General features: G+C 62.2%; 17 protein-coding genes. All 17 read right to left on the bottom strand.

The window, feature by feature from the left end:
* Positions 1-55 precede the first annotated feature (55 nt).
* The gene (locus SB659_RS07815) at positions 56-982 is read right to left on the bottom strand and encodes an RluA family pseudouridine synthase (protein WP_410550037.1); all 927 of its coding nucleotides are present in this window, start codon (positions 980-982) and stop codon (positions 56-58) included.
* Positions 975-1,583 carry a signal peptidase II gene (gene lspA, locus SB659_RS07820; RefSeq protein WP_410550038.1) on the bottom strand — a complete coding sequence of 203 codons (609 nt, stop codon included), beginning with the start codon at positions 1,581-1,583 and terminating at the stop codon, positions 975-977. The genes SB659_RS07815 and lspA overlap by 8 nt, the downstream gene beginning before the upstream one ends.
* A 98-nt stretch (positions 1,584-1,681) precedes the next feature.
* On the bottom strand, positions 1,682-2,377 hold the full coding sequence (locus SB659_RS07825; protein WP_410550039.1) for a DivIVA domain-containing protein: 696 nt from the start codon (positions 2,375-2,377) through the stop codon (positions 1,682-1,684).
* 158 nt (positions 2,378-2,535) lie between these two features.
* The gene (locus SB659_RS07830; RefSeq protein WP_284976113.1) at positions 2,536-2,823 is read right to left on the bottom strand and encodes a YggT family protein; all 288 of its coding nucleotides are present in this window, start codon (positions 2,821-2,823) and stop codon (positions 2,536-2,538) included.
* 103 nt (positions 2,824-2,926) lie between these two features.
* Positions 2,927-3,460 (bottom strand): cell division protein SepF, encoded by a 534-nt coding sequence (locus SB659_RS07835; RefSeq protein ID WP_284976114.1) that lies wholly within the window; start codon positions 3,458-3,460, stop codon positions 2,927-2,929.
* 86 nt (positions 3,461-3,546) lie between these two features.
* Positions 3,547-4,266, bottom strand: coding sequence for a YggS family pyridoxal phosphate-dependent enzyme (locus SB659_RS07840; protein WP_410550040.1), 720 nt, complete (start codon positions 4,264-4,266; stop codon positions 3,547-3,549).
* Positions 4,259-5,053, bottom strand: coding sequence for a polyphenol oxidase family protein (locus SB659_RS07845; RefSeq protein WP_410550041.1), 795 nt, complete (start codon positions 5,051-5,053; stop codon positions 4,259-4,261). The genes SB659_RS07840 and SB659_RS07845 overlap by 8 nt, the downstream gene beginning before the upstream one ends.
* Positions 5,054-5,076: 23 nt before the next feature.
* Complete coding sequence (ftsZ, locus tag SB659_RS07850; RefSeq protein WP_284976117.1) at positions 5,077-6,294, bottom strand: cell division protein FtsZ; 1,218 nt, start codon at positions 6,292-6,294, stop codon at positions 5,077-5,079.
* A 225-nt stretch (positions 6,295-6,519) separates the two neighbouring features.
* Positions 6,520-7,365 (bottom strand): FtsQ-type POTRA domain-containing protein, encoded by an 846-nt coding sequence (locus SB659_RS07855; protein WP_350224934.1) that lies wholly within the window; start codon positions 7,363-7,365, stop codon positions 6,520-6,522.
* Positions 7,358-8,728: a UDP-N-acetylmuramate--L-alanine ligase gene (gene murC, locus SB659_RS07860; RefSeq protein WP_410550042.1), complete on the bottom strand. Its 1,371-nt coding sequence runs from the start codon at positions 8,726-8,728 to the stop codon at positions 7,358-7,360. The genes SB659_RS07855 and murC overlap by 8 nt, the downstream gene beginning before the upstream one ends.
* Entirely contained in the window at positions 8,725-9,843 is a 1,119-nt protein-coding gene (murG, locus tag SB659_RS07865; RefSeq protein WP_410550043.1) for an undecaprenyldiphospho-muramoylpentapeptide beta-N-acetylglucosaminyltransferase, read from the bottom strand. Before murG ends, murC begins: the two co-directional genes overlap by 4 nt.
* Before the next feature lie 6 nt (positions 9,844-9,849).
* The gene (gene ftsW / locus SB659_RS07870) at positions 9,850-11,142 is read right to left on the bottom strand and encodes a putative lipid II flippase FtsW (protein WP_410550044.1); all 1,293 of its coding nucleotides are present in this window, start codon (positions 11,140-11,142) and stop codon (positions 9,850-9,852) included.
* 2 nt (positions 11,143-11,144) lie between these two features.
* The gene (gene murD / locus SB659_RS07875; protein ID WP_410550045.1) at positions 11,145-12,734 is read right to left on the bottom strand and encodes a UDP-N-acetylmuramoyl-L-alanine--D-glutamate ligase; all 1,590 of its coding nucleotides are present in this window, start codon (positions 12,732-12,734) and stop codon (positions 11,145-11,147) included.
* Positions 12,716-13,825, bottom strand: a complete 1,110-nt coding sequence (mraY, locus tag SB659_RS07880) for a phospho-N-acetylmuramoyl-pentapeptide-transferase (protein ID WP_284979541.1) — start codon at positions 13,823-13,825, stop codon at positions 12,716-12,718. Before mraY ends, murD begins: the two co-directional genes overlap by 19 nt.
* Positions 13,822-15,312 (bottom strand): UDP-N-acetylmuramoyl-tripeptide--D-alanyl-D-alanine ligase, encoded by a 1,491-nt coding sequence (locus tag SB659_RS07885; RefSeq protein ID WP_410550046.1) that lies wholly within the window; start codon positions 15,310-15,312, stop codon positions 13,822-13,824. Before SB659_RS07885 ends, mraY begins: the two co-directional genes overlap by 4 nt.
* Positions 15,313-15,318: 6 nt before the next feature.
* Complete coding sequence (locus SB659_RS07890; RefSeq protein WP_410550047.1) at positions 15,319-16,968, bottom strand: UDP-N-acetylmuramoyl-L-alanyl-D-glutamate--2,6-diaminopimelate ligase; 1,650 nt, start codon at positions 16,966-16,968, stop codon at positions 15,319-15,321.
* A 103-nt stretch (positions 16,969-17,071) separates the two neighbouring features.
* The gene (locus SB659_RS07895; RefSeq protein WP_410550048.1) at positions 17,072-18,868 is read right to left on the bottom strand and encodes a peptidoglycan D,D-transpeptidase FtsI family protein; all 1,797 of its coding nucleotides are present in this window, start codon (positions 18,866-18,868) and stop codon (positions 17,072-17,074) included.
* Positions 18,869-18,887: the final 19 nt, after the last annotated feature.

Genomic DNA, 18,887 nt, shown 5'->3' on the forward strand with positions numbered 1-18,887 from the left:
CGGACAGTCTACCGTCCAGGGTCCGACAGGATAGGAACGTGCGCGGCACGTGCCTCTACGCCGCCCCGGTTGCCAAGAGGTCCAAAGCGAACTGCAGATCTTCCGGATATTCGCTGGTGACTTCCACCCATTCGCCGGTGCGCGGGTGGGTAAAGCCAAGCTGGCGGGCGTGCAGCCACTGACGTGTGAGGCCCAAAGTCGCAGCGAGGCGGGGGTCCGCCCCGTAGGTTAGATCACCGGCACAGGGGTGCCGCAACGCGGAGAAGTGGACCCTGATCTGGTGGGTTCGCCCGGTTTCCAGATGCACCTCCACCAAGGTGGCCTTGCCGAAAGCTTCCAACACCTCGTAGTGCGTCACTGACGGCCGACCGTCTTCGATGACGGCGAACCTCCAGTCATGCCCTGGGTGACGTCCAATCGGCGCGTCGATGGTTCCCTGCAGGGGATCGGGAAGCCCTTGGACCACTGCGTGGTACACCTTGTCCACCGTTCGTTCCTTGAAGGCCCGTTTCAGCACCGTGTAGGCGTTCTCCGTCTTCGCCACCACCATGACGCCGGAGGTGCCGACGTCCAGCCTGTGCACGATTCCGGCACGCTCCGGTGCACCCGACGTCGAAATCCTGAAACCGGCACCTGCCAAGCCACCGACCACCGTGGGCCCAACCCATCCCGGCGACGGATGGGCAGCCACACCCACGGGTTTGTCGATGACAACGAAATCCTCATCATCAAGCAGGATATTCAGGCCTTCCACGACTTCCTCCACCACCTCCAATGGATCCCGGCGTTCCGGAATCGTGACGTGCACAACCGCGCCAGCTGTAAGCTTGGCCGATTTCTCAAGCGTTGCTCCCCCGCTGGTGACGTTGCCCTCCGAGAGGAGCAACGCCGCCGCCGACCGGGAAACATCCAGCAGTTTCGCAATGCCTGCATCGGCCCGGACTCCGCCCAACTCCTCTGGAATGCTCAGGTCCCTACTCACCGGGTGCCTCCGGAGCGGGACCTTGCGCGTTGCCTGCGTCAGCGGTTCGCTCGCTCGGTGCGCCGTGGCGCGAACCGTCCATGGCTATCCCGCGAAGCGTCAAGATACAAACGATCGCGACCCCGGACACCACAGCAGAATCCGCGATGTTGAAGATCGCGAAGTTGGGGAACTGGATAAAGTCCACAACGTGCCCCATACCGAACGACGGTTCGCGGAAAAGACGGTCCGTCAGGTTCCCCAGCGCTCCCCCCAACAGCAAGCCCAGTGACAGCGCCCACCACGCAGACCCAAGTCGGCGGAGTTGGAAGAGGATAGCGACGACGACCACTGCCATGATGATGGTGAAGATCCACGTAACGTTCTCTCCAATGGAGAAGGCTGCACCCGAGTTGCGGATGTAATACCAATGCAGCAGTGGCGGGAGGACAGCAATCCGCTCGCCTTCCTCCATGGTGCTGGTGACCCAGAGTTTGGTGAATTGGTCCAAGGCGTAAGCGAAGGCAGCGCAGGCTGCGAAGAGCCAGAGCTTTGCCGGACGCCACTTGCGATCGCGTGCAGGCATGGGCGTCAGGGCGTCATCGGTAAGATCGTCGGTCATTGTGCTTTCATTCGGGAGGCTTGGTGCGTTGCCGTCGGGCGTTAACAGCAAAAGCCGGTGACCGAGGAAACCCCAGCCACCGGCTTTCAGAATACTTGCTAAACGTCGGCGGTTGCTTCGCCGACCTCAGGAGCAGCAACTGAGCCGCGGGCGTCGAGATCGCGGAGCTGGCCTTCGATGTAAGCCTTCAGGCGTGAACGGTAGTCACGCTCGAAGCCGCGGAGCTGCTCGACCTTGCGTTCGAGGACAGAACGCTGCTGCTCCAGGGCACCCAAGATCTTGCGGGACTTTTCCTGTGCGTCGTTGACCAAGCTGGAGGCCTCAATCTGTGCCTCAGCAATGATTTTTTCCTTCTGCTGTGCACCGTCGGCGACGTGCTTGTCGTGCATCTGCTGGGCCATGGCCAGCAGGCCTGCAGCGGATTCAGCGGAAGGAGTGAGGTTGTTGCTGGGCGCCGGGGCCTTCGCTGCTGCAGCGGCGGCGGCGTCGTCGGCTGCCTTCTTCTTGGCAGCTTCCGCGGCCTTGGCCTCAGCCTCGGCCTTAGCTTCGGCTTCTTTATCAGCCTTAGCCGGGGCAGGAACCTTCTCCACGACCGGGGCAGCAGCGGCGGCTGCAGGAACGGCAGCACCGGCCTCGCCAAGCTTCTTGCGAAGTTCGTCGTTCTCCTGGTTCAAGCGGCGAAGTTCAACAACGATCTCGTCAAGGAAGTCATCGACCTCGTCTTGGTCGTAGCCTTCGCGGAACTTGGTCGGCTGAAAGCGCTTGTTGACAACGTCTTCTGGCGTCAAAGCCATCTGGTCACCTCATTGGTCTAGTTAGTCAGTAGGCCTTCCGGCCGTTCAAAACTACGGTACCTAAATATCATCTGGTTACTCTAATTCAACACCATCGTGTTGATTTGGAGAATTTGCGCACGTCAGGCCCCTGTTGGAGCCCTCGGTGACCCGGCGGGCTAGGCCAAGCTGCTGGTCACTGCCATGGCGATGCTCACTGCAATGATGAGGATCAGGAAGCCCAGGTCCAAGGACACGCCACCCATTTGCAAGGGTGGAATCAGCTTGCGGAGCCTTCCAAGCGGTGGGTCCGTCACGGAGTAGACCACGTGGGCAGTTACCAAGGCCGCACCCCGTGGCCGCCATTGCCGGGCAAACATCTGCACCCAGTCAAAAATGAGGCGGATGATCAGGGCAATGAAAAACAGCAACAACACGATGTAGATAAGGCCGAAAACAATGCCCACAGGTTAGCTCAAATCTCCCGAATACTTCCGAATGCCATCGCTACCATTTCAACACAGATGCCAGGCAGGTTTCCCCGCCTGGCATCTGCCCAAACCGGTAGTGTCAGCTTTGGTTGAAGAAACTGGCCTGCGTTTCGCTGGCCTTCTTGTCATCTCCGATGACTTCAACGTACGACGGCGACAACAGGAAGACTTTGTTGGTGACCCTCTCGATGCTTCCGTGGAGTCCGAAGACCAAGCCGGCAGAGAAGTCAACCAATCGCTTGGCATCGGCTTCGCCCATGTCGGTGACGTTCATGATGACCGGAATGCCATCCCTGAAGCTTTCACCGATGAGCTTGGCATCGTTGTAGGAACGGGGGTGAACGGTGGTGATCTGCCTCAGGCCAGAGGCATCCTCGCGGCTGGAGGCCGCACGCTTGATGGGTGTCACGGGTGCGCGGTATTCCTCTTCGGCGTCAACAACGGGCAATTCACGGACTACTTCCCGGACGGGAGCGGGCGCCCGGCGCTCTTCCCGCTCCTGCTCTTGGGGACGTTCTTCATCATGCTGTGCCACGGGCTGCTCAGATTGGTAGTGTTCATCGCCGTCGGCGAGCCCAAGATAGATCATTGTCTTGCGCAGAGCGCCAGCCATGGTGCACTCCTTATCGTTTTTGCAGTAGCGGGCCGCCATGACATGCAAGTATCAGAACCCCGGCCCATCGTTCCAATAATTCGACGCTACCCCACGGCCGGACGTGATCCGAGAATATCGGAGCCAATTCTCAGGTGTGTCGCCCCGAACTTCACCGCAGCTTCCAAGTCCTGGCTCATGCCGGCAGATATACCTGTGGCTGCGGGGTGCACGGCGCGGAGGGCTTCGGAAATTCCGGCGAGTTTTTCGAACGAACGTTCCGGATCGGCACCCAGCGGAGCCACAGCCATGATTCCTGCAAGGCCAAGGCCTTCGGCGGCCTGGATCCTGTCGGCGATATCTTCGACGTCGGACGGGTCGGCACCGCCGCGGTGTCCTCCAGCGCCCGAGTCAAGGCTGACTTGGATGAAGCACTGCAGGTCGCTGCGTCCCGTGGCGTCTTGCTCCCGTTCGATGGCCTTTTCCAAGGCCGCCACGAGTTGCGGCCTGTCGATCGACTGAACGGAGGCTGCATACTTGACGACCGACTTTGCTTTGTTGCTCTGAAGCTGCCCGATGAAGTGCCAGCGGACGTCAACACCTGCCAACTCGGCCGATTTGGCTGCCGCTTCCTGGTCACGGTTCTCACCAACGTCGGTGACACCTAGGGTAACCAGTCGCCGGACGTCATCGGCAGGGTGGAACTTGGTCACCACAATCAGCTTGGGTTGGTCGTCCCGCCCTGCAGCAACGGAGGCAGCCGAAATCCGGTGCTTAACGGTGTCCAGGCGTTCCGCAAGCGTCCGTGTCCGCGCGTCCTCAGTCATGCATCCACACCAAACCAGCGAACCGACCAGTCTGTGTGTCCCGTCGGTAGGAGAAGAGCGCGTCATTTTCCAACGTGCACTCCCCCGAGTACTCCACGGCAACATCAGCGGCGGCCAATTGTTCGCGTACCCCTGCCGGAAGGTCCAAGGCGGCCGTACCCCACGAAGTGGTTGACCACGTAGCCGGTACCTGCGCGGCGACTTCCGCCCGAAGCTGCTCCGGGACCTCGTAGCAGGAGCCGCATATGGACGGCCCCAGCCAAGCACTGATGCGGATAGCTCCGCGATTGCGCATTTCGGCAACGGTCGACGGAACGACGCCGGAGGCCACGCCGGGGCGTCCGGCATGCGCCACAGCAAGGACGACGCTCCCATCGGCGCCGTCACCGACGAGCACCACGGGGACGCAGTCGGCCACCATGACAGCAAGCGGCTGGGCACGGCCGGAGAACCCTGGTACTGGAAGACCCCCGGACACCATGGCATCGGCAGTGGGGCCGGGCCCCAAGGCGTCGATTGAAGCCACGGTATTGCCGTGGACTTGATTCATATATTGGAACTGCCCCGTGTATTGGAAGTTCCCTGTGTATCGGGACTGCCCTGTGTATTGGGACTGCCCTGTGTATTGGGACTGGCCCGTGCCAAGGCCGGCCGCCCTGTTCAAACGGGTCCGGCGTGCCGCCACCTGTGCGGGGTCGTCCCCTACGTGAAGGGCCAGATTCCCGGCGCCCGTATCCGTGAAGGCTACAGAAACGCCGGGTCTCACTTCATTGCGCCACCAAAACACCGAGCAAAGTCTCCGAACGCGACTTACTTGAGGAAGTCAGGAACGTCGAGGTCGTCCGAACGGCTGCCCGAAAGGTCGGGCTCCACTACTGCCGGAAGGTCGACGTCGAACCCTGAGTCCGCTGGCAACGCGGACGGGCGCTGCTGGCCCCAGTTGCTCAGGCCGGCAGCGCCGATACCTGCCGTCGCATGCTGCGGTGCGGCAGCACTGGAGGGAGCCGCACCGGGAGCCGGGCGGTCCGGGGTGGCCGGGTGCTGCGCCGGGCGCGACTGGTCCATGGACGGCGACGTAGCCTTGACGTCGTCGAAGCCTGCGGCAATAACGGTGACGCGGGCTTCATCGCCCAAGGCGTCATCGATAACTGCACCGAAGATGATGTTGGCCTCCGGGTGCGCAACTTCCTGCACCAAGCGGGCTGCCTCGTTGATTTCGAACAAACCGAGATCGGAACCACCCTGGATGGAGAGCAGCACACCGTGTGCACCATCGATGGAGGCTTCAAGCAGCGGCGAAGCGATAGCGAGTTCAGCTGCCTTGACAGCGCGGTCCTCACCGCGGGCCGAACCGATACCCATCAAGGCAGACCCTGCCCCTTGCATGACGGACTTCACGTCCGCAAAGTCCAGGTTGATCAGGCCCGGCGTGGTGATGAGGTCGGTGATGCCCTGGACACCGGAAAGAAGGACCTGGTCCGCCGAGCGGAAAGCGTCCAGAACCGAGACATTGCGGTCGCTGATGGACAGAAGGCGATCGTTCGGGATGACGATCAGCGTGTCCACCTCGTCACGAAGCGCGTCGATCCCGGCTTCAGCTGAGCCTGCGCGACGCCGGCCTTCGAAGGTGAAGGGGCGGGTGACGACGCCGATGGTCAGCGCACCGAGGGAACGGGCAATGCGGGCAACGACCGGAGCGCCGCCGGTGCCTGTACCGCCGCCTTCGCCGGCCGTGACGAAGACCATGTCAGCACCACGCAGGACTTCCTCGATCTCGTCGGCGTGATCTTCGGCGGCCTGCTTGCCAACTTCGGGGTTGGCGCCGGCGCCAAGGCCACGGGTGAGTTCACGTCCGACGTCGAGCTTGACGTCAGCGTCGCTCATCAGCAAGGCTTGCGCGTCCGTGTTGATGGCGATGAACTCGACACCACGGAGACCCACCTCGATCATGCGGTTGACTGCGTTCACGCCACCGCCGCCGATGCCGACGACCTTGATGACGGCCAAGTAATTCTGCGGTGCTGCCACGTTTCGTGCCCCTTGCTTGTGTCCTATAGCGAAACTGATCGAGTCCAACGTGAATCCTTGGACCTTAACCCTCTAGTTGAAGGTTATACTTATGTCAAGTAACTCTACTGCGACGGTATTTCCTCTGGTTCGCACATGCAATGACCGCTTGCGCGTGTCGTCCGAATGTCCTGTTCCGAGTCGGAAAGTCGTGTCCCGTCGCTGGAGGGTTACGGGTGGAAGTAGTTATTTTGTGAAAGGGTGCCTCGGGACGCTGACGTCGTAGACGTTGATCGGGTCCTTCGGGTTGGGCGGCATGTTCAGTAATGCCTGGAGTGCTTTGGCCTTCAATTCCCTGTCCTCGGCATTGCCCCACACTACAGTCTTTCCGTCAACGAGTTTTAGTTCCACCGCATCCGGCGAGGCTGCGGAGGCCGTAGCCATTTTAGCCAAAACGTCTGCGGGCAAGGTGTCCAGAACGGCCGCAATAGCCTTGAACAGATCCGTGTTCACCGTTCCCGCGCCCGGGTCGATCAGAGGCAGCGCGGCTCCCGTTGGGTCCTTGGTTACCCCGAGTTGCACGCCGTCGACATCCACCATCACGTACGCGTCCCCTTGCTTCAAGAGCGCCACGGGTACGCGTTCATCGATGTGGACCAGCAATTCCGACGGCGGCCGTGCTTCCACCGTGGCCGAACGGACCTGAATCAACGGCTTCAAGAGATCGTTCACTTGCTGTTCGCTGACTTGCGGCAATGGCTTTCCCTGAAGTCCCGACAACGCTTTTTGAACAGCGTCCGGCGTCACGATCTTGGTGCCGTCCACGGCGATGGAACGGACCGCAAGGACAGGCGAGTACACGGCTCCGCCCACAATAGCCGCCACCAGCACAACGATGATCGCCACTGTCCATCCGATGAGCCGCCGCTTTCGCTTGCCCTTTGGCTCCGGAAAGACGATGACGTTGGCAGGCACTTCCGCCTTAGCCTGTTTGCCACCCGGTTCGGCAGGGCGTGGAACTTCCACGGAGCGTTGGGCACTGATGACGTCGGCACCACTGCGAATCGGCCCCGGCTTGCGTGTGCTAGCCACCCAGGGCCTCCACGATAACGGGACCGTATGCGGTCACGTCACCGGCGCCGACCGTCAGCACGACGTCGCCGTCCTCCGCCACCGTCGCGATGGCGTCAACGGCTTCGTTACCGCTGACCAATCGACCCTTGGCCAGCCGATCGGCGATCAGCGCGCTGGTGACCCCTGGAATGGGGTCCTCGCGGGCGGGGTAGATATCCAGTACCAGTGCCGTATCTGCGGTGTCCAACGCTGCCGCAAACTCGGGAGCGAACTCACGTGTCCTGGAGAACAGGTGGGGCTGGAAAAGGACATGGACTTTCTTGCCCGCGGCCACCGAACGGGCGGCAGACAAGGCCGCGCGGACCTCCGTGGGGTGGTGTGCATAATCGTCATAGACGCGCACTCCCCTGGCCTGGCCCTTGAGCTCAAAGCGCCGCGATGCACCTGTGAAGTGGGCAAGGGCCTCTGCTGCGACCTCAGGGAGCACACCGAGTTCCACGGCAACTGCGAACGCCGCCGTCGCATTGAGGGCATTGTGGCGCCCCGGTACCTGCAAATCCAGGGCGTGCCGGTCCTCCCCTATGGCCACGGACACCTTGCCCGGGCCGTCGTCGTAGAGGCGGATGTCGGCGTCGTCCGCTGTTCCGTAGGTGACCACGCGTGTGGTGCCCTTCGCCGCTGTCCGCTCCGCCAATGCCCGCGCCCCCGCATCGTCGGCGCACGCGAACAGGACGCCCTCAGACGGAAGTAGCGCTGCGAAGTTGTCGAAGGAGGCGAACACAGCCTCCGGGGTCCCATAGTGATCCAGGTGGTCGGCTTCCACGTTGGTGACGACAGCAACCAGCGGCTTGTAGTTCAGGAAGGAGCCATCGGATTCGTCGGCTTCGGCCACGAAAATGTCAGAAGACCCGTGCGCTGCATTGACCCCTAGTGCGGGGACGTTCGCGCCGATCGCGAAGGTGGGATCTCCCCCCGATTCCTTCAACAGGACCGCCACCATGGATGTAGTGGTCGACTTGCCGTGCGTGCCGGCGACGAGGACCACGCGGTGGTCCGCCATGGCCGCCGCCAGCGCCTCGGAACGATGCAACACCGGCAGACCCTTGGCGCGCGCCGCGGACAGTTCCGGATTGTCGGGACGGATCGCAGACCCGGCGACGACGGTTTCCGCATCGCCGAGGTTGGCGGCGTCATATCCGACGGCGATGCGCGCACCGGCCGATGAAAGGTCACCCATCACCGGCAGGTCTTTGGCGTCGCTGCCGCTCACGGGCACGCCGCGCGAGACCATGATCCGGGCAACTGCAGACATCCCAACACCACCGATACCGATGAAATGGACCCTGCCTAGGGTTTGAAGGGAATCACTGCTCTGGTTCATGCGGACACCGCTTCCAAGACAAGATCAGCCATTCGCTGATCGGCGTTTCTCACTCCAAGGGCTTCGGAACGGCGGCCCATGTCGGCAAGCCTTTCCCTATCCGTCAATAACGGAATCAGCTGTGTTTCGATCCATTGCGGGGTCAGGTCCTTGTCATCCACCAGAAGTGCTCCTCCAGCTCCAACGAGGGCGGCGGCGTTCAGTGCCTGCTCGCCATTGCCGATGGGCAGCGGCACGAACACTGCCGGAACACCCACTGCAGCGACTTCGCTGACGGTACCGGCCCCGGCGCGGGCCAGGAGAACGTCGGCAGCCGCGTACACGTTCTCCATACCATCCACGTACTCGACCTGGTGATAGCCCTGGGCCGTGAGTGCACCGCCGTCGCCATCTTGGACAGCTTTACCGCGGCCAGTGATGTGCAAGGTTTGAATGCCCGCTACGGCCAAGGCCGGGAGGGCAGCAGTGATGGAGCGGTTGATGCTCAACGCGCCCGAGGACCCACCGGTGACGATCAGGGTCGGCTTGTCCGCATCCAACCCCAGGGCAGCCCTGGCAGCTGGACCGGCAACTGAGCGGTCAAGGGCTGAGACCGCCCGGCGCATCGGCATCCCTACGTGCCTGGCACCCCGCAGCCGCGTGCCCGGGAACGCCACTGCCACGCGGTTGGTGAAACGCGCTCCCACCCGGTTGGCCAAGCCCGGCCGGGCGTTTGCTTCGTGGATAACAATGGGGATCCGCAGCCGGCGTGCGGCCAGGTACATGGGCGTACACACATAGCCGCCGACTCCAACCAAGACGTCGGCGTCTGCCTCCCGCAAGATCTTGCGTGCTTGCGCGACGGCGCCGCTCAGCCTCCCTGGAAGCCTGAGGAGATCGGCGGATGGCCGTCGCGGAAAAGGAACACGGTCAATGGTGGCAAGCTCATAGCCGGCAGCAGGGACCAGCCGGGTCTCCATGCCCGAGGACGTTCCAACGGTCAAGATGGCGGCATCCGGCCGTTGCTCCTTGATGGCATCGGCGATCGCCAGCAGCGGACTGACGTGCCCGGCCGTTCCGCCGCCGGCAAGGACGACTGAAAGGGGCTTGGTGACATGGGAAGAGGCAGACGTCATGAAGGGCTATGTACGCTTTCGTGTGGTCTTGGGAGAACGGCGCGGGAGGAACCTGGGACGCTCCTGCGGTGGCAGTTGGCTGCGGGCCAAAGACAAGACTACGCCCACACCGCACAGCGACATCACAAGCGCTGAACCACCTGCCGAAATAAAGGGCAGCGGTACACCGATCACCGGCAACAACTGCGTGACCACTGCCATGTTCATGTTGGCTTGGCCCAGTAGCCACACCATGATCCCACCGGCGAGGGTGCGCTGGAACGGGTCCGTTTGCCGCACCACAACACGGAATATCGCGATGCCGAGGATGGCGAACAGGACCAACACCACCACTGTGCCCACGAGGCCCAGTTCCTCGCCGATGATGGCAAAAATGAAGTCGTTGTGCGCCTCGGGAAGCCAGTTGTACTTTTGCCGGCTCTGGCCCAGTCCCAAGCCTGTCCAGCTTCCCTGCGCCAGCCCGTACATTCCATTCGTCGACTGGTAGGTGAAGTCCGAATCAGCCGTGCAGGACGGGTTGGCCATGCCCAGCCAAGCGGTGACGCGGCACATGCGGTTGGGGCTGATGAGCGTCATCGCCGTAGCCCCAATGGCCCCTATGGCAGCCACGATCGCCAGCATCCTGCCAGGGACCCCTGCAAAGTAAAGCCCTGCCGCCACGATGGACATCACGACGATGGCGGTACCCAAGTCGTTTCCCACCAAGATCAGCCCAAGAACGGCCCCTGCCCCGGGGAAGACGGGAATCATCACGTGCATCCAGCGGTTGAGGTACTTCTCTTTGCGCGCCAGCACGGCGGCAATCCAGACGCATAGCACCAACTTGGAAATCTCGGATGGCTGGATGCTGATGCCACCGATATCCAGCCAGTTTTGGTTGCCCAATGCGCTGCGGCCCAACACCGGGACTAGTGCCAGCAGCATGATGACGACGCCCATCGCCCACCACGACAACTTCTTCATCCAGATGACATTGGTCCTGGAGATCACGTACATGGCAATCAGCCCGAACACGCCGAACATGGCCTGCTTGAGCGCATCACCGTACGGCGACTTGCCAACCGAGATCGCTTCAACGCTCGACGCCGAGAGCACCATCATGACGCCAATGGCCGTAAGCGCCACGGCACAACCCAGAATCAGGTAGTAGGTGGAGCTGTTGGGGGCCTTGTCTTTGCCTTCGATGTAGTCCCAAAGGCGACGGAGGCGGCTACGGAGACCGCCGCCGTCGTGACCTGGAGGTGGCGACGGACGCTTGGACGCCCGCGGTATCGTGCCGCGGGTGGGCGTGCTGACCATTGCTACTCCTTGGCGGTCTGTGCCTGCCCTTCCACAAGCTCGCGTACCGCCTGGACGAAAGCGTCGCCACGGTGAGCGTAGGAAGAGAACTGATCCATGGATGCGGCAGCCGGGGCCATGAGCACGGTGTCCCCGCCCGATGCCAGCCGGGCAGCCGATACCACTGCTTGCGCCATGACGGCCTCACCGGAAAGCGGCGAAGCGACATCAGCGGCTGCGTTGTCCACCTCTTCAGTGTCACCCTTCGCTTGCGCGATCACGGGGACATTGGGTGCGTGTCGTTGGAGGGCCGACTCCAAATCCGCAGTATCCGTGCCGATGAGGACAACAGCTTTCAGGCGGGCCGCATGTTCCTTCACGAGGTCGTCGTAATGGACACCTTTGGACAGACCGCCGGCAATCCAGATCACCTGCTGGAAGGCGGAAAGGGCTGCGGAGGCTGCATGCGGGTTGGTCGCTTTGGAGTCATTGACCCACAGGATGTCCTCATGCTTGGCCACCAACTGGATGCGGTGCGCGCCCGGAAGGTAATTGGCCAGGCCCTGCTTCACGGCTGATGGCTCAACTCCATATGCCCGGACCAAAGCCGCAGCGGCCAAGGCGTTGGCGACCATGTGGCGCGGGGCCACAGGTCCGAGATCCGTCATGGAAGCGAGTTCGGCTGCGGAGTCCTTGCGCTCCGCAATGAAAGCACGGTCAACGAGCAAACCATCCACCACCCCCACCATGCTGATCGCCGGTGTGTTGGTGGTGAAACCAATGGCCCGGCAACCTTCGACGACGTCCGCGTTCTCCACCATGCGTTCGGTTTCGATCTGTTCCGCGTTGTAAATTGCCGCGCGCTGGGTGTTTTGGTACACCTTGGCCTTGTCAGCCAAATACGAGGCATAGGACCCGTGCCAATCCACGTGGTCCTCTGCGACGTTGAGGCACACGCTGGCCACGGGCGATAACGAGTGGCTCCAGTGCAACTGGAAGCTGGAAAGCTCCACGGCGAAGGCATCGTAGTCCACGGGGTCGCGCAGGGCGTCAAGGATTGGGGTGCCCACGTTCCCGACGGCGATTGCCTTCAGGCCCGCCGCCTGCAACATGGACTCGGTCATTCCAACCGTAGTGGTCTTGCCGTTGGTGCCTGTGATCGCCAGCCAGTCGGCAGTCTTGCGCCCTGCCCTTACCCTGAGACGCCACGCCAGTTCAACGTCGCCCCACACCGGGATGTGCTTGCGCTTTGCCGCGGCCAGCAGCGCTTGGTCCGGACGCCACCCAGGCGAGGTCACCACCAATTCGGGGAGGCTTCCTTCTATGAGGGGCAGGGCTTCAACGGCTTCCGCCCCGAGGAGAACGTCCACGGCGCCCACGATCTTCAGTGTGTCTGCCTGGGCTTGGGCCTTGGAAGTGGTCGCAGCATCGACAACCACCACTTTGGCGCCGAGTTCGATCAAGGTGTCCGCGGCCGCGAAGCCGGAGACCCCGATCCCGGTAACCACAACGCGCAATCCGCTCCAGTCGGAGTCCCAACTGTTCAGGTCCTTGAGCCGGTCACCGGCTTGGGGATCGTTCCCGGGACTCCCGTTCACAGCAGCACCACCCATTCAGCGTAGAAGATTCCCAGGCCCGCAGCCACGAACAGCCCCGCCAGGATCCAGAAGCGGACCACCACCGTGACCTCGGCCCAGCCTTTTAGTTCGAAGTGATGTTGCAGCGGCGCCATCTTGAAGACACGTTTGCCGCCGCTGAGTTTGAAAAAGCCCACCTGGATAATCACTGACAGGGTGATCAGGACAAAGAGACCACCGATGAACGCAAGGAGCAGTTCCGTCCGGGAAAGGATGGCGAATCCTGCCACCGCACCGCCGATGGCCAAGGACCCCGTGTCCCCCATGAAAATCTTCGCCGGCGACGTGTTCCACCACAGGAAACCCACCAAAGCCGCGCTCAGGATTGCTGCCAGGAGTGCCAAATCCAAGGGATCGCGCACCTGGTAGCACCCGCTGCCTGCTTCCCGGGGAGAGCCACAGGCCTGGTTGTTCTGCCAGATTCCCATGATGGTGTAGGCACCGAAGACCATGACGGACGCACCTGCGGCGAGGCCGTCCAAGCCGTCTGTGAGGTTAACGCCATTGGTGGCCGCCGTGATGATCAGGTTGGACCACACGATGAAGAGAATTGCGCCCAGGACCGTGCCGCCAAAGGCAAGGTTGAGCCAAGGAATGTCGCGAACCAGCGAGATTTGCGTGGATGCAGGACGCAAGCCGTCGTTGTTAGGGAACTGCAGGACCAGCACGGCAAAAATGATGCCGACGGCGGCCTGCAGGATCAGCTTCGCACGGGCGTTCAGGCCGAGGCTTCGCTTGTTCGAAATCTTGATGAAATCGTCCAGGAACCCAACAAAACCCATGCCGACCATGAGGAAGAGCAGCAGGAGTCCTGAAGCGGAGGGACCGGGCGAATGCGGATTCAACATCCACATCACCAGGTGCGTCAGGAAATAGCTGAGGAGGACCGCCACCACCACAACAGCGCCGCCCATGGTGGGCGTACCTCGCTTCGTGTGATGGGAGGTGGGCCCGTCATCCCGGATGAATTGCCCATAGCTCTTGGCAACGAGAAACCTGATAAACACAGGGGTGCCTGTCAAGGCCACCAGAAGGGCGACGCCTGCGCCGATCAAAAGTGCAATCACTGCAGATCGTTCCCTTCGTTTGCGGCATCTCCTGCCGCACTGTCCCCTGCGGAGCCAGCCCGTGGGGGTAATGCTATCCGATCACCCAAATGCCGCAGCCCCACTGCTTTGGAGGACTTGAACAAAACAAGATCACCTGGACGGAGCTCGTTCTGCAGCAGCTCATAGGCTTCATCTACGGTCTCCGTGAAGGAACACTCGTCACCCCAGGAGCCTTCCTGGATGGCTGATACATAGAGTGCACGGGCTTCGCGGCCCACCACCACGAGCCTGGAAATGTTCAATCGGACAACCTGGGTACCCACGGCGGTGTGCTCGCGGATCGAGTCTTCGCCAAGTTCCAGCATGGCGCCAAGGACAGCCCAGGTGCGTCTTCCCTGGCCAAGATCGGCAAGTGTCCGCAGGGCGGCCCGCATGGATTCGGGGTTGGCATTGAACGCATCGTTGATGATGGTCACGCCGTCTTCGCGCTCAATGCGCTCCATCCGCCAGCGGCTGGCGGCCGACTGGGAGCTCAATGCCGTTGCAATGTCGTCGGCCGGAATGCCTGCTGCGAATGCGGCGGCCGCTGCGGCCAAGAGGTTGGTGACGTGGTGACCACCGATCAGCCGACTGCGCACGCGAACGGACGGACCGCCGTCGGGCAATACGAGATCGAAGGTGGGGTGTCCCTCATCGGTCACGACGACGTTGCGCGCCTCCACCTCTTCGGTGGTGGCAGGGGCAGCAGTAAAGCCGAGGACCTTGGCCTTGGTGCGGGTGCGCATGGCAGCCACGCGGCCGTCGTCAAGATTGATCACGGCCGTGCCCTGCTCACCGAGGGCCTCAACGAGCTCACCCTTGGTCTTGGCGATGTTCTCCACGCCGCCAAACTCGCCGGCATGGGCGGTACCCACCATCAGGACCACCCCAATGTCCGGCTTGACCAGGTCCGCGAGGTACTTGATGTGGCCGATCCCGGTGGCACCCATCTCGATAACCAGGAAACGCGTGTCCTCGTCAGCGGAAAAAACAGTGAGCGGGACGCCGACCTCGCCGTTGTAGGAGCCTTGGGGGGCAATGGTATTCCCGGCGGCGGAGAAGACTCCGGCCAGGAGGTCTTTGGTGGTTGTCTTGCCGGCGGAGCCGGTGATACCGACCACCGTGAAGTCCTCGCCGCGCTGCTCACGGCCTGAACGGATGCGCCGAACGCATTCCGCTGCCAAGGCGCCCATCGCCAGCACGGCGTCTTTCACGACGACGGCGGGGTACGGGTTTCCGTCCGCATCGGTCACTTCGCGTTCAGCCAGGACAAGCACGGCGCCGCGTTCGAACGCGGCAGCTACGAAGTCGTGGCCGTCAGCGTACTCGCCGCGCTTGGCGACGTACAGCGAACCGGGGGAAACTTCCCGCGAATCAGTGACGACAGAGCTGGGCACGACGTCCGTTTGTACGGTCAGTCGGCCATGGGTAAGGTCGGCGATCTCCGCCGCAGTCAATGAAATCATCTCGGTTTAGGACTCTATCCGCTGGTCCGTTGAAACGCTGAATCCCTTGGATGTCAAGGCCGCACGCAACTCCACCCTGTCGTCGAGCGCCAGGTTCACCCCTTGGACCTCTTGCCACACCTCGTGGCCCCGGCCCGCAACGAGGATGGTGTCCTTCGCGGTGGCCAGGTCCACCGCCAGCCTGATAGCCACGTCCCTTGGATGCGACTCAATGATCTCGCAGGGGAGGTTTTCGCTCTCCCGGGCCGCCTGTGCCCCCCGCAGGACGTCGGCACGGATAGCGGCCGCGTCCTCGTCGTGGGGATCATCATCGCTGACGATCACCACATCAGCCAAGCGGGCAGCGATCGCGCCCATGGTGGGACGCTTGCTTTGGTCGCGCTGCCCCGTGGCGCCAAAGACGACAATCACGCGGGACCCCTCTTGGGGTGAACGGACTGCCTCCAGTGCGCGTGCCAAGGCATCCGGATTGTGGGCAAAATCAACAACCGCGGCAGGTTCAGTGGAGATCAATTGCATACGTCCGGGAACAGCCACCGTCAATGGGTCCTTGGCGTCCAACGCCTCTTGTACCGCTTCCGGGGCCACACCGGACGTCAAGAGCATGACGACGGCCAGCGCCGCATTGGCCACATTGAAGTCCCCGGGGAGGCCGGTATGGACGCGCAGGCTACGCCCGTCCCTGTGCTTCAACTCAAATTCGGTACCAAGCCCACGCGGTGACGTCGAGGCCACCTCCCAGTCGGCATTAGAGGGCGCAGTGGTGGACGGCGTGGTGGTGGACAGTGTCGTGACAGGGATATCGGCCTGCTCGGCAAGACGCCGACCCCACTCGTCGTCCACTGTGACAACGGCGCGGCGTGCCCTTCCGGAGGTGAAGAGCTCCGCCTTGGTCTGGAAGTACTCCTCCATGCTGCCGTGCAGATCCAGATGGTCCTGTGTGAGGTTGGTGAACCCCACGACGTCGAACATCACCCCGTCCACACGGTGGTAGGAAAGTGCGTGGGAGGAAACTTCCATGGACGCCGCATCCAGCCCACGCTCACGCATGAGGGCCAGCAGTGCATGGACATCAGTCGACTCCGGCGTCGTGAGCACGCTCGGGATCGGCTCACCGCCGGCCAGGATCTCGATGGTTCCAATAAGCCCGGGTTTCTTGCCCAAAGCCCGCAGCAACGAGTTAACGAAGTAGGTAGTTGTGGTCTTGCCGTTGGTTCCGGTGACGCCGAACAGGGAGGGCGAACCGCCGTCGGCTGGCTGGCTTCGGTAAATCAGGGAGGCCAAACGCCCGACGACGGCTCGTGGGTTCTCCACGATCAGCACCGGGACAGCCTGGTCACCGGCCAGGGCAAGCTGGCGGGCACCGGCGTCGTCCGTCACGATGGCGACGGCTCCGGCATCCACAGCCTGGGGCACAAAATCTGCTCCGTGGCGGGAAGACCCTGGCAAAGCGACGTAGAGATCACCCGGCTCCACTGCCTTGGAATTGAGCGTAATTCCGGTCACCCCCGTCGCATGCTCATCGCTGGGCAGGGATATTCCTAAAGCTTTGGCGATGCTGGCCAAAGGCACGGCCGCCACGGACTCAGGCCGGAAGCCGGAACGCACTGCCCCTGGCTGCGCGGCATGGGAAACTGCCTGATGGTGCTCTGACACGTGGTTCTCCGTTGGTGCTCGTGGAACGACCCGGCCGGGGCTTGCGTCGTCCTGGGCCGGTATGGGTAAATCTTGGTTTCGCCGAAACAGACGCCCAAAAAGCTTACTTGACGAATTGCGGTAGGTGCGCGGCGGTTCCCGTGGAGGGAGCCACGTTGTAGGCCCTGAGGACCTGCGACATCACGGACCGGAAGACCGGACCGTTGGTGATTCCATAGATGTTCCCCTTGGGCCGCTGCACCACCACCTGCACGATGAAACGCGGGTTATCCATGGGAGCCATGCCCACCATGGAGGCGGTGTAGCCGTCGAATCCAGGCAGTCCATCCTCCCGCGGCGCCTCGGAGGTTCCGGTCTTCGCGCCCACCCGATAGCCATCGATGCCAGCGTCCTTGATTTCGCCTTCGGTCACCGCGCTCTCCAGGATGTCGCGTACCTGCTGGGCAGTTTCCTTCGACACCACCTGACGGGAGTCCTTTGCGGGCACTTTTTGCTCTTCGCCCTTGGGGTTGATGTACGAGTCAATCAGCCGGGGCTGGAGCATGAGTCCATCGTTGGCAATACTCTGATAGGCGCGGACGGTTTGCAGCGTGGACTGCGATACGCCTTGGCCGAACAGCACCGTGTACTGCTGGCGGTCATCCCACTTGTCCGGCGTGGCCAGGATTCCCGTGGCTTCACCCGGCAGGCCGATGTCAGGCTGTTCGCCAATGCCGAAGTTCTTCAACCAGTTGTACCGCTGTTCTTTGGTAAGCCTGCTGCCTGCCATCACCGTTCCGGTGTTCATGGACCAGCCCACGATGCCTGCCAAGGTACGCTCCTCGGTGCCGTGCTCAAAAGCGTCGGTGAAGGTCTGGCCATCGATGGTCAGTGCTGGCGGAACAGTGAAGTGGTCCAGTGGGCTCGACTTGCCCTCTTGGATAACGGCCGCAGCCGTAATCATCTTCTCCACCGAGCCCGGTTCGTACGCTGCCGTCACGGAGCGGACACCACGGTCCTTGGCATCGACTTTCCCGGGGTCATTGGGATCGGGGGCATTGGTGTCCGCCATGGCAACCAGGTTGCCGGTCTTGGTGTCCATCACCACGATTGATCCCCACTCGGCGTTGAGCTTGTTGACCTGGCTTTGAATGGCCTGCTGCGCGAAGTACTGGATGTCGGTGTTGAGGGTCAACTTGACGTCGCTGCCGTCCACGGCTGGGGTCAGCTCGTCGGTAGCCACTGGAATCCTCAGGCCATCGGCACCAATCTCGAACACACGCTTTCCTGCCGTTCCGCGGAGGATCTGGTCCTGTGTTTGTTCGATGCCCGCCTGGCCCGTGGTGCCGTCCTGCAGGAAGCCGATCACCCCTCCGGCTACGCTCCCGTTGGGATAAACGCGTTTGCTGACTCCCTCGGAGCTAAGGCCGGGAATGTAGAGCTTGGAGATTCGGTCCTCAAGCTCCGGCTTGATGTCTTTGGCCACAACGAAGTACTTCTTTTCGCCGGTCAGGGATGCCCGCACTTGGTTCACGTCCATACCCAGGAGTCCGGCAAGTTCCGTGATGCCTTGGTCCCGGGAGATCTCATTAAGCTTTCCGGTGGCGTCGTCGTACCGGTGGAACGTTGCCGTATTCGTATTGACCGTCTGATCTACCACGATGTTGTACGCGATGATGCTGCTGGCCAGGACGGCGCCATTGGCATCAAGGATCTTCCCCCGCTGAGCGGGCAGAACCATGGGAGTCAGGCGCTTCGCCAGCGCGGCTTCGGCCATGCCGCCGACGTCGAGCCCTTGCACCATGAAGAGCTTGCCGCCCACCACCAGCAGAAGCGTCAACATGATGCCGAGACCAAGCCGCAGCCGTTTCCTGGCTACCGGCACCTTCGTCTTGTTCGATTTGCCGGGGTTCTGCGCCACGTTATTTCCTTGCTGCTGG

The organism is Arthrobacter sp. SIMBA_036 (assembly GCF_046535135.1).
Lineage (GTDB): Bacteria > Actinomycetota > Actinomycetes > Actinomycetales > Micrococcaceae > Arthrobacter.

Excerpts from the sequence above, each read along its gene's own strand:
- ftsW (WP_410550044.1), bottom strand. The coding sequence starts at position 11,142 with ATGGTCAGCACGCCCACCCGCGGCACGATACCGCGGGCGTCCAAGCGT.
- SB659_RS07885 (WP_410550046.1), bottom strand. The coding sequence starts at position 15,312 with ATGATTTCATTGACTGCGGCGGAGATCGCCGACCTTACCCATGGCCGA.
- lspA (WP_410550038.1), bottom strand. The coding sequence starts at position 1,583 with ATGACCGACGATCTTACCGATGACGCCCTGACGCCCATGCCTGCACGC.
- murG (WP_410550043.1), bottom strand. The coding sequence starts at position 9,843 with ATGACGTCTGCCTCTTCCCATGTCACCAAGCCCCTTTCAGTCGTCCTT.
- murD (WP_410550045.1), bottom strand. The coding sequence starts at position 12,734 with ATGGGTGGTGCTGCTGTGAACGGGAGTCCCGGGAACGATCCCCAAGCC.
- murC (WP_410550042.1), bottom strand. The coding sequence starts at position 8,728 with ATGAACCAGAGCAGTGATTCCCTTCAAACCCTAGGCAGGGTCCATTTC.
- SB659_RS07835 (WP_284976114.1), bottom strand. The coding sequence starts at position 3,460 with ATGGCTGGCGCTCTGCGCAAGACAATGATCTATCTTGGGCTCGCCGAC.
- SB659_RS07840 (WP_410550040.1), bottom strand. The coding sequence starts at position 4,266 with ATGACTGAGGACGCGCGGACACGGACGCTTGCGGAACGCCTGGACACC.
- SB659_RS07825 (WP_410550039.1), bottom strand. The coding sequence starts at position 2,377 with ATGGCTTTGACGCCAGAAGACGTTGTCAACAAGCGCTTTCAGCCGACC.